Source organism: Paenibacillus sp. FSL R5-192 (assembly GCF_000517845.1).
In the GTDB taxonomy this organism is placed as follows: domain Bacteria; phylum Bacillota; class Bacilli; order Paenibacillales; family Paenibacillaceae; genus Paenibacillus; species Paenibacillus amylolyticus.
In genome coordinates this window covers 293162-304787 of the sequence record NZ_ASPR01000015.1, presented here as the reverse complement: position 1 = coordinate 304787, position 11626 = coordinate 293162, and the positions used below count along the sequence as shown (strand labels likewise).

Below are 11626 nucleotides of genomic sequence, written 5' to 3'. Positions count from 1 at the left end.
CATGTACGCTTTTATTACACGCAAGAAACACTTTAAGCATAATTCACTCCTTCTGAGAAATCATTGGATGAAAAGGATAAAAATAATTAGCAATCTTGGATGATCAAACCAAAGATATTTACTCCACATGATCGTAGTGTTATATTACTTAACAATAAAATAACTTGTTCCAGAAAGGGATGGCTCGATGTGCTGCTGACAGATTTGCTGAAAAACGGCATTTACGATGATGCTAGAGTGATTACGGGGCATAAGGGTCTAGTACGTGAGGTTCAAACGGTCAACATTATGGACTGTCCGGATATCATTCACTTTCTAAGGCCAAACGAGCTCTTGCTGACCAACGGTTTTTTCATGAAACAGCAGCCTGAGATGTTTATTCAACTAATCAGGGACATGCAGCGTCTTAAGTGCTCGGGGTTGGCCATCAAAACCAAGCGCTTTGAACTGCCAATCCCTGATGAAATACTTTGGGAAGCGGATCAGAACGAATTTCCCATCATCGAAATTTCCGATGTCCGTCTATCCCTTGGCGAAATTTTGCAGCGATCGACCAGTGTGATTCTGAATAACAAGAGCGACGAACTGCAATATGCACTCAGCATCCACAAAAAATTCTCCGAGATGATCATGCGCGGCAAAGGAATTTCCAGCATTATCGATTCTCTGTCCAAACTGTTCTCATCCCCAGTCGTTCTGTTAAACTACAAATGGCAAACTATCTCTGCTTCCAGCCAGAATACAAGTGTTGCTGAACTCACTGCAGCCGCTGTAAATACACTTCAAGACTTGTCCGATATTTCTAGTCCCACTTCGTTGTGCTTCATCAACTCATCAGTCCGAGAGCGTTGCTGCATGCTGGTATATCCAGTAAAAACTTACCGCCACGAAGGCTATTTGTTATCCTTTCATTCACCGGATCAATGGACTGGGCTTTTCGGTCTGACGCTTGAACAGGCCTCCAATGTCATTGGAATGGAGCTGACCAAATCACAGGCTGTCAAAGAGCGCTCCCGCAGGCACAAAAACGAGTTCTTCTCCGATCTGATTGAGGGATATATCACTTCTGAGCAGGAGGCGCTGAACCGCGGCAAGAGATGTGGGCTTATCAAGGGGCGTGCAAGCGTTGTGCTGACCATGCGTAATGACGAGGTGCATCACATACATCAAAGATTTCCTAATCACGAAGGTTCGGCGCCTCCGAAAGGAGATAATATCACGGAGCAAGAAGAGCAATATGAACACATCAAACGTCTTTTTGGTGGGTTAGATCATTCCTTCGTCATGTTTACCAAACATGATACCTACTGTCTTCTGTTATCTATCCCTGAGTCGGGGTGGGATGAGGCGAAAATCACCGAGCAGTTGTCAGGAATGCTTAAAGAGCTGCATGTTGAGACAGGACTGAGTCTGTCTATCGGCATTGGCAAACCTGCAACAAATGTACTCGGCGTTCGTCATTCTTATACAGAAGCGGTTAATGCATTGCAATTCGGCTACTGGCTAAAACGCAAGCAATTTGTCCAATCTTACCAAGCCAAGGACATCGGATATTTATTCCACATGCTTCCCCACAACGAACTGAAACAATTTTACGACGCGACCTTAAACGGACTGCTGCAGATTGCAGACGAACATGAAAAAAAAGAGTTGCTGCGCACCTTAAACGCTTTTTACGATACACAATGCCAGCTTGTCGAAACATCCAAGCAACTTTTCGTTCATCGAAATACGGTGGTGTATCGACTGGAAAAGTGTGAAAAAATCCTGGGTGTGAAACTCAAAGATCCAACTGAAAGCTTACGAATCCGCATAGCGATAGCCATCGAACCTCTGTTAGGACAAGATTAAAAGAAAAAAGCCGCTATAATAGCGACTTGAATTGAACAATGTCCCTTCCCACGACACTTCTTTATTGGAATATCTATTAGTTACGCCATTATGGAATAAACTTTGATTATTTTGCTAATATCCACTTTTGTCGATCAAGTGATGGATTCAGTTCACTTAAGAAGAGTTCGGTCCCATCTTCCGATACCTCTAATGCTTTTTGATGATGAGCTGAAGTAATATGAACTGATCCGTCTTTGTTCTCGTGAAGGACCCAACGCTGGTTGTTGTACCCTAAGTAATGATACAGCTGAAGTTTGTTTTGCCCTATATCCAGATCAAGCGTCTGACCGGCCGTAGTACGAATCGAATACGAACCTTCTTCGTCACCTGTCGGAACAAATACCCACTTCTGGACGGAAGCTGCACTTGTATCTTGCAAGGTAACCGGCTCCCCGTTGACAAGGTTCACGGTATAAATGGATTTTTGTGTTGCGGCATTTATAAGACTGGACTTGGTGATGTTTGCAGGTTCACCGTTGCTCACATTGACGTTCTGATAAGATGCGGAGCCGCCAAAAACATGGAGTCCAAAGTGGCCTTCTGCAAAAGTACCATCCATGATATCTATCACTTTTTGACTGTCCACGTGAACGACAATATGCGGACCATGCGCTTCTATTTTCACCTTATACGTATGACCTGGCTGAATGAACGTTGGTACTTTTGCAAGAACCTGACGTTCTTCAAATCCTCCATTGATTTTATAGAAAAGACGAATGGCCTTCATGTTAGGGTCTAGATTCAGATAATAACCACTGCGACCATCTTCGCTAGCCCTGAACAAAATAGAACCTGCCCCTCCTGTTTCACCGAGCATCATGTCTGCTTCATACGTAAAGTTCCCAGCCTTCTCTTTGGCAATATAATTCGCATCGCTAAAATACTTACCACGAATCCCATGTTCACTAACTAACCATGAAGCAGCAGACAGATCTTTAGTCCATCCACTCAGGTTTGTCCGGAACTCGCCACCTGAGACTTTAATGAGCACACTACTGGAAGCTTTACCATTCGGAGTAGATACAGTGACTGTGGACTCCCCTTCTTTTTTTGCCTTAATAACTGCATGTGAATTGTCTACCAAGTCTATGGCTATTACGTCGTTATTACTGGAACTCCACTTCAGCGGTTGAACGCCTAGACCTGGGCCATACTCGACCATCGCCTGCAGTGTATCCGACTCGCCTACCCCCAGTTCCCGAACCCTCGTATCCATCTTTATTTGAGCTTTTGAAGGAATGTCCTCATTCCAGACAGATTGAAGTTGATGCACTTTCAAGGAAACAACGTTCACATTCCCACCTTTCACGTAAAAACTCATCGCTCTACTAGCAGGATCCGGAAATATTACATCTGAAAAGACGACTTTGCCGTTGTTACCAAAGGCTTCAACAGAAGATTCATCCACAAGAATACGCATCTTGATCCGATTATTCTCCATTTGCGTAGGCGCTTCATGTTTCTTACTAAATAGGTTAGAAAAATCCGTTTCACCGGATGCAGTTCGGTCCACAAACATATTACTATCGCTTGCCTTATAACCCACGACCGTCTTCTGATTTGCACCCTCACGAATGTTAAAGCCAAACTCGGTCGCTGTGCTGGTTTCAGGGATTTCAATTTCAGCTTCAATTTCGTAAGCACCTGAAATAATACCTTTTAGCAGATTCCCGGAAGAAGGACTCACCGACTTGTTAGAAGCAGAGTACAAAGGTTTACGCAGTGATTCCAATTCTTTGATTGGACTTTGCGTCATCCGAATTCCATCTTTGGTTGTTACCAATGATACTTCTCTCGGAATGGTTAGTTCACCTTTCCAATTGGACGTTGGGAAAGCGAACGGATAGTCCCAATTCGTCATCCACGCCATCATCACTGTGCGATGATCAGGCATGTTAGCGAAAGACATCGAAGCGTAAAACTCTTTACCAAAATCTGTTCTTAGTACCTTACCCGCCGGATTATCGTTCACGAATTTACCATCAGCTGTTAAATGACCGATAAAATACTCGGCATCTGATCCGCCTGTTTTGGGATTCGCTCCTGTACTGATCATCATAACCCACTTCTTCTGTGACGTTCCGTCTACCGGAAGCTGGAACAAATCAGGGCATTCCCATACGCCTCCGCGGACGTAATCCCCATATCCCCAATTATCTGTCAATGTCCAGTCAAGTAAGTTCGTTGACGTGTAGAAACGAATATGATCTCCTCCGGACACAACCATAACCCAGCGGTTATTCTCATCATCACGGATCACTTTCGGATCGCGGAAATCCCAATTCCCAGCTTCATTTCCGCTCTTACCCGGGTTCTCGATCACAATCGGGCGTTCCTTCGAATACTCCCAAGTACGACCTTGGTCTTTACTGTATGCCAGACCTATACGCTGGTTCCCATTCGGGCTATCTGGGTTAAAGGAAGTATAATATGCAATAAGGCCCTTGCCTCCTGAATCTCCGAATAAACCAGATGCATTTGTCATATCCGCAATAGCCGACCCAGACCAGACATGTCCGTGATCATTCCAGGGAAGTGCAATCGGAAGCCGTTTCCAGTTCAGCATATCTTTACTTACCGCATGCGCCCATGTTCCTCCATCCTGATGGAAGAGATGATATTCTCCTTCGAAGTAGACAAGTCCATTCGGATCACTCGCTGAACCACGTATTGGCGTGTAATGATATTGTGGACGATATATCTCATTGTAATATTGGCTCAGTTCCGTTACATAAGTATCCTGAAAGTAAGCCGTCCCCTTTTTTACGACGATTCCGGTACTTCCACTCCTGTAGGTTGAATCTTTCACGTCAATCGCGGCCGTAGTGTATCCGTCCAGGAAGACCTGAATTCGATCTCCCTTTGCCTTGATTTCCACATGATGTTTGGCTCCCATCTGACTCGGATAAGTACGTTGCGAACTTGCAATTACTGTTCCTTTTGTATTCGTCAAACTTACACGGACCTGATCTCCTTCCTTCGTAAGAGTAGCTTCATATCCTTCAGCTCCATCGGTTGAAGATCGAAATGCGAGAGCTGCAATAGAATCAGGACGAAGGGTAATATTCCCTTCATAGACCATATCAGTCGCCTCTTTGTTATAGATTTGCTGTGCTATGCTCCCCTGTTCTACCGTCCCTCTTTTGCCGTTGATATCAGGTTGCCATTTTCCCTTGCTAGAAATCACCGGCCCCAAATTACCTTTCAGATCACTCACCACGATGTTCGAAAACAAGGCGGATCCATCCCATACATGGAGTCCAAGCTTTCCGCTTTGATACGAAATGTCCTGAACATCAATTAATGGTTTATATTGATTGCCCCAATATACTTTTAGCGAGGAACCCACTGCCTTCACTTTGAGATGATAGATTTGCCCCATTTCAACAGAAACTTTACGCTCCTCCTTTAATTTCCCATCTCCATTTCTTGCATCTCTTAACCGAATCAGGCCTGCGTCCGGAACGATTTGCAGCATGTACGAGCTAAAGCCATCCTCATTAGATCGAAACAACAATGTTGCATCCGCCTTCGTATCCCTGATCATGACATCAGCTTCATAGATAAAATCATCGGACACTGTCTCTGAGATGGCCATTACATTTTCTTTAGGCTGTGAAGTTAGCAAGATTCCTTCTGAAGTATCCTCTAATCCTCCTTTTCCTTTCACTTGCCAGCCTATCAGATTGGTATTTGATTTGGATGCGCTTTCAAAAATATCAAGCTCCTCCTTTGCCTGTTTATTTGTTTCCTGATCTGCAAGTACAGCACTAGCCGCAATTGATTTAGATGTAAAAATCCCGTTTGAAGTCAGAGCTAATCCCGTTGCCATCAGAAGACATATTGCGAATTTAGATTTATCTTTCATTCCATACCCTCTTTTCTAATAATATTGTGAAGTTGGTTCAAATTTAATTGGTTTTGGACAACCAGTTCAGTTCGGTTGATTTTCCCAAATGCTTACGAGATCATTGATTTGAAGCGACACGACCTTTAGTTCTCCGCCAATGGCATAGAGTTCCAGCCCTCTACTTCCCAAGTCGGGGAAAATCGTGTCTGAAATGATAGTTGTCCCATTGTTGCCAAAGATCTCTACACTTGACCAATCAACATAGATGCTCAACTGTATCCGTCTATGCTCTGGCTTCATAGGGGCCTTGTGTTTTGTAGCAAAATCGGGATGGAAATCAACAGCGTTTGACTTCGTTCGATCGACAAACAACTCCTCATTCAAGACATTATATCCGATGACTGTCTCCTGGTTGGAAGAGGAAGACTTTCGCACCTTGAACCCAAATTCTATTGCATTACCGATTTCGAATTCCGCAATAATTTCCATCTTTGTAGCAGAAACATCAGACAAAACGTTCATATCTGGTTTAATCGTAATGTCTTGTAGAGACAGAATTGATCTTCTAAGTTGATTTAACTCACTTATGGGTGCTTGAATTAAGCGAAGTCCTTCCGAATACGTCCTGAGCTGAATCTCTCGTGGGATGGACATATGGCCACGCCATTCTTTAGAAGGAAGAGTGGAAGCATAACGCCAATTATTCATCCAGCCGACCCAAATCTTTCGCCCATCCTCATTCGGTATACCATCCCAGGTCACGGCCGCGTAAAAGTCAGATCCGTAATCTATCCATTGGATTGTATCGAATGATTCCAATGTTTCATCTAGTGTAAAAACCTTACCATCAAAGTGACCTATAAAATACATCATGCCAGAACCGCCTGCGGGTGGTTCTGAATCGTTTGGATTTACGCCATTTCTATCTCCGATACTTAGTGTCAGAATCCATTTAGTGGTATTAGGGTCCTCATCCACTTGGAGTTTAAAAACATCAGGACATTCAAAAATCCCACGATGTATGCCTGGAATATCAGAACCGAAACCGCTTGCAAAAAACCAATCCTTAAGATTCGAAGATGTGTAAAATTCTACATGGTCACTTACAGCAAGAACCATTACCCAGTTTGAGGATTCTTCATGCCAGAATACTTTTGGGTCTCGAAAGTCTAGCGTCTCCGTGGGGAATAAAACAGGGTTACCTTCATACTTTGTCCAGGTTCGACCATTGTCCTTACTGTAAGCGATGCTTTGAACCTGCGGTTTACCGGGTTGAGCGTTGTTACCATTATTAGTATAAATTGCAACCAATCCTGATCCTGCTTCGTTGAAGAATCCGCTTGTATTGTTCTTATCGACTACCGCACTTCCCGAAAAGATCGCTCCATCTTCCCCAGGTGAGATGGCTGGTGGGAGTTCATCCCAATGTACTAAATCATTACTTACTGCATGTCCCCAATGCATTCTGTCGAAGTCAGGCTGCGTATCATGGGGAGTATATTGGTAGAAAAGGTGATACTCTCCTTCGTAATAAACCATTCCGTTAGGATCGTTAATCCAATTTCCCTTAGGGGAATAATGTATTTGCGGTCGGTATTCATTTTTATAAATAAAGTTTTCTGGATCTTTGCTGATATTATTTTCACCTGATAGATGTACTTTTTTAATTTTATTCACGCTCCCTTAAGGCTATTTAAAATCTAAAAAAGTAATTTGCATTCCTTATTAACAAAATAAGCCACTCGTTTTCATTTGTCAAAGTATTTTTGTTTAAATGAACATTATTATTTATGTATATATCTGTTTTAGTTTACATTTGCACATTTTATGATTGATTATAGAAAAAAACAATTTTTTATTTAAGTTGACTTAATCATTTTTTTATTGCTTTAAACCTAATGGTTTACAAATGTAAAAAAGGTTGCATCTAAACTTCTCTTTACTTGTTCAACAAAATATTCGTTAGTATTAAACCCAATTTTACCGATAAAACAAAAAAAGCCGCTAAAATAGCGACTTCAATAGGAATATGTTCATTTCCCGCGGCAGGTTAATTAATTAACGTCTTGCCTTCATTTAATAACTTCAACCTTTTTATCCCCTGCTGACTTCGCTACCTCTAACGTTGTGTTACCTTGGATAGTGACTATTAGGCCAGTAGCCAGCATAGAAACGATTAAAGCTGCACTGAGGGCTGTGGAAATTTTCTTCTTGACCATAACCATACCTCCGATATCTATTATGTTGTGATAAGCGGCTCAAAGAACTATGATGAGCCGAGTGTGACTGGTATTACAATATTTCACTTTTTTGTTTGTTATCTACCTGGTGATTGTATTATAACGCACTGCCAATGATTGTAAAAGGATTTTTTCCTTGTGTTCAAATACAATAAAGTATGATTGTTTTCTCAGAATTTCTTTTCAAAACTAAAAAATTTGGCGGTCATTCTCCTTGATGTAAAGTATCCACATATTCAATAAACCTTTTCGCTGCTGGGGAAATATTATGATCATCTCTCCACTTTAATCCTATTTCCCAGTACCATCCTTCATCAATGATAGGGATCCAGACCAATTCATCTAACATCAACCCCAGCGTCTTAGGCAGTACTGATACACCTAGACCCGACTTTATAAAACCGGCTACAGTGATCAGGTCCTCCGCTTCATAAGCCGAAGCAAGAAAAAATCCGGTATGTCGGAACCGGGATATGATCGTTGCTTTTAATCCACAGTTGTTTTTCAATCCAATAAAAGGCTCGCCAGACAGCTCTGTCAAACTAAGAGCGCTACAATCTGCATAACGATGTTGGGAGGGAACAACAATGTATAAAGGAACATTTTTAATCGTCTTCCAGTGATGATTATCCAAAGTAGATTCCCTCGATGTAATCATAATATCCGAGAATCCTTGCTCCAGATGTTCATCAATATCTCCTAAGTTCCCTTGTGTCAATTCGAACCGAACTTTGGGATACTTCAATTGATAACTCCGAATTAGGCTAGGGATCAATTCAACACCGAGAATATTTAGATAAGACAACGTAATCACACCAGTATCCGGGTTGGACCACTCTTCGATTTCCTTTAGACCATTTTCAATATTATGTAGGGCCCTACCAATCCATTTAGAGAACATAGTACCGTTGCGGTTCAGCTTAATATTTCGTCCATTTCTCTCAAATAAAGGAGCTCCTATCTCGTTTTCAAGCTTGGCAATTGCATGACTTAACGCTGGCTGAGTAATACCGAGTTTTTTGGAGGCTAAGGTCATATGTTCAAGCTGTGCAACGGTCATAAAGTATTCCAATTGTGTAAGTTCCATTAAAACACCCCTCCATATATTAATAATATTCATCATTTCTATTATTATAATAAATTGGACGTTATGAAAGTAGCAAGTGTAGTATTAGTTCTAGCTCCTCTCGAACTACACATTAAGGTTTAGAGACAGAGCAATTTCAAATTAATCATTGAATACCATCACTAGGAGGAATAGTTATGCATAAAGAGTTTGAGTTCTCTGTATCAGAATTTAAAGGTAAAAGGGTGCTTGTAACCGGAGGAACAAAGGGAATGGGGCAAGCAGTTGTGAAAAGACTTGCAAACGGCGGAGCTACAGTTCTTACTACTGCCCGTTCCCTATCTGCTGACTTGCCAAATTCGGTCAAATTTGTGCAAGCAGATGTCGCCACACCTGAAGGTGTAGAGCAAATAATTACAGCAGTAAAAGAGCAACTTGGAGGTATCGATATTATCGTCCATTGCGTAGGTGGATCAACGACACCACCAGGAGGCGCACTTGCATTGAGTGATGAGGATTGGCTTCATACATTAAATTGGAATTTACTCGCAGCAGTTCGACTTGATCGTGGCTTAATTCCACTTATGTTAGAAAATAATTCAGGCGTTATTCTTCATTTCACTTCCATCCAGAGACGTTTGCCTTTATATGAAACTACACTGGCTTATGCGTCTGCCAAAGCCGCGCTGGCTAATTATAGCAAGGGATTATCAAATGAATTTTCCCCACAAGGAATTCGCATAAATACGTTGTCTCCTGGGTTTATTCAGACAGAAGCAGCTGACGCATTAATTGATCGGATCGCAACTGAAACCGGAAGTCGAGAAAGTGCCCTTGAACAACTTATGACTTCACTCGGAGGTATTCCAATTGGTCGGCCAGGATTTCCTGAAGAAGTCGCTGAGCTGGTCGCATTTCTGGTCTCAGACCGAGCAGCATCTATTACAGGTAGTGAATATGTCATAGATGGGGGAACTATCCCTACCGTCTAATAATTAATTAATAAAGGGAGAGAACAATATGGATCTCAATCATTTACCGTCTGTAATTGCCAAATACATTACTGCATCTAACAAGCCAGACCCAGTAGTATTTGTAGATTGTTTTTCAGAAAATGCCGTTGTGATGGATGAAGGAAAAAAGCGAAATGGCAAACAGGCGATTCGGAAATGGAGTGATCAAAACCATTTCGCGGCGAATGTAACGTTAGAGCCAACAAAAGCCAAAAAAATAGGTGATGAAATTGTGTTAACATGCAAGCTGGATGGTACCTACGATAAGACGGGTCTACCCGATCCGCTATTATTGGATTATCATTTTGTTATTGTTGACGATAAGATCATTAGACTTTCCATTTTCTAAAGATATCCAAATGGCTTGTCCGCCACGGGCTGCAGTAATAAGCTCTCTTTGTACATGATTTGAACAAAAAGATGCCCCCACAATGATGTATTTGATCATGTAGGGGGCATCTTTTAAATCACGACAGCCGTTCAACATTAATCAAAGGCTGTATTTTGATGTCGAAGTCAACATTAATTTTCATATTTTCCCAATATCTCAACCATTGCTCTTCCGTTATTGGTTTAGAAAAAGGCTTAAGTGAATGTGTTCCGACCTCTAAGGGATCCACTCTCAACCGTTGCATACTTTTTAATAATTCTGACGTTTGTTCCTCAAGGTATACCTCAATCTCATGAATTAAATGTTCCAATTGTTCCTCGCTTTGAATATTCTTTTCTCCCTGATATTCCTCAATTCTTCCTTTCAATCCCACATGTAAAGACAAGGATGAATAGTCACTTGATAGTTTCATGCGAATATTGGATCGAACACGTCCCAAACTGATAGATAACTTTGGAATGGCCAAGACTTTTAAGAAATGATCGTTATCCAGAAGTTGAAAAATTTCATCACTTACGTCTTGAGTAACCATTACTTCTTTATCATTTTGGAAAAAGGCCGTTCCTACGTAATTGAAATTGTTTTTATCCGCATGAAAAACCGGCAGGATCGGATCCTTAAGAGGGGAATATAACATCTTCATGAATTGATGAATATTGACAATGCTCATTTCACCTTGGTTATGTTCCTCGTAATGCTTTAACATCCGATAAAGAAAATAATCTTGGTTTTCTTGCTTCGTCAATTGATTTTTTATGTATTCATCAAAATCGCCTCTGACAATCAATAAATAGACATGCATTGAAATATCGGGATCAACCAATATCGTATTGATCAGCTTTTCAATGCCTTCTTTTGTTGCCAGTTCCTCATTGATTAATAACATTCGCAGCTGCCCCTGCTTTAATTCCCGATAATAAATTAAATTAAACTCCTTGCCCCCCTGTTTTAACAGATCAACTTCCTTGGAGAGAAAGCGTTTTTTTTCTTTGATGAGTGGTGGCACTAAAGTGCTGATTTTAAACTTCCCCTCCGTCCCCTTGTCAACCGACCAGAAAACTACCGGAGCGATCTCTTCGATGATATTGTTCTCGGCATATGGTGAAGAGCAACCGGCCATCCACATAAGGCTTACAATCGCCAATAAACCATAATGCTTGTATGGTATCATGC

Annotated in this window: 8 protein-coding genes; 3 read left to right on the top strand and 5 right to left on the bottom strand. The window is 41.6% G+C overall.

What is annotated here, in order from left to right; all coding sequences use genetic code 11:
• Positions 1–204 precede the first annotated feature (204 nt).
• Positions 205–1851, top strand: coding sequence for a PucR family transcriptional regulator (locus C161_RS16165; protein ID WP_235193832.1), 1647 nt, complete (start codon positions 205–207; stop codon positions 1849–1851).
• A gap of 106 nt (positions 1852–1957) precedes the next feature.
• Here C161_RS16165 and C161_RS16160 read toward each other — a convergent pair whose 3' ends face one another.
• The 4 genes from C161_RS16160 to C161_RS16150 all read right to left on the bottom strand — a co-directional run bounded on the left by C161_RS16160 (position 1958) and on the right by C161_RS16150 (position 9070).
• Entirely contained in the window at positions 1958–5761 is a 3804-nt protein-coding gene (locus tag C161_RS16160) for a GH32 C-terminal domain-containing protein (protein WP_051449768.1), read from the bottom strand.
• A gap of 66 nt (positions 5762–5827) precedes the next feature.
• Positions 5828–7420, bottom strand: a complete 1593-nt coding sequence (locus C161_RS16155; protein ID WP_076317774.1) for a glycoside hydrolase family 32 protein — start codon at positions 7418–7420, stop codon at positions 5828–5830.
• Between the two features lie 395 nt (positions 7421–7815).
• Positions 7816–7962, bottom strand: a complete 147-nt coding sequence (locus C161_RS32780; RefSeq protein ID WP_200868520.1) for a hypothetical protein — start codon at positions 7960–7962, stop codon at positions 7816–7818.
• 226 nt (positions 7963–8188) lie between these two features.
• Entirely contained in the window at positions 8189–9070 is an 882-nt protein-coding gene (locus tag C161_RS16150) for a LysR family transcriptional regulator (RefSeq protein ID WP_036615383.1), read from the bottom strand.
• A 176-nt stretch (positions 9071–9246) separates the two neighbouring features.
• Between C161_RS16150 and C161_RS16145 the strand changes: the two genes are divergently transcribed.
• Together C161_RS16145 and C161_RS16140 are read left to right on the top strand one after the other, a co-directional pair.
• Positions 9247–10041 carry an SDR family oxidoreductase gene (locus C161_RS16145; RefSeq protein WP_036615385.1) on the top strand — a complete coding sequence of 265 codons (795 nt, stop codon included), beginning with the start codon at positions 9247–9249 and terminating at the stop codon, positions 10039–10041.
• A 28-nt stretch (positions 10042–10069) separates the two neighbouring features.
• Positions 10070–10411, top strand: a complete 342-nt coding sequence (locus C161_RS16140) for a nuclear transport factor 2 family protein (protein ID WP_036615388.1) — start codon at positions 10070–10072, stop codon at positions 10409–10411.
• Positions 10412–10529: 118 nt separating this feature from the next.
• On the opposite strand, the gene C161_RS16135 is transcribed toward C161_RS16140, so the two are convergent.
• Positions 10530–11624, bottom strand: coding sequence for a Ger(x)C family spore germination protein (locus C161_RS16135; RefSeq protein WP_036615391.1), 1095 nt, complete (start codon positions 11622–11624; stop codon positions 10530–10532).
• Between the last annotated feature and the right edge of the window lie 2 nt (positions 11625–11626).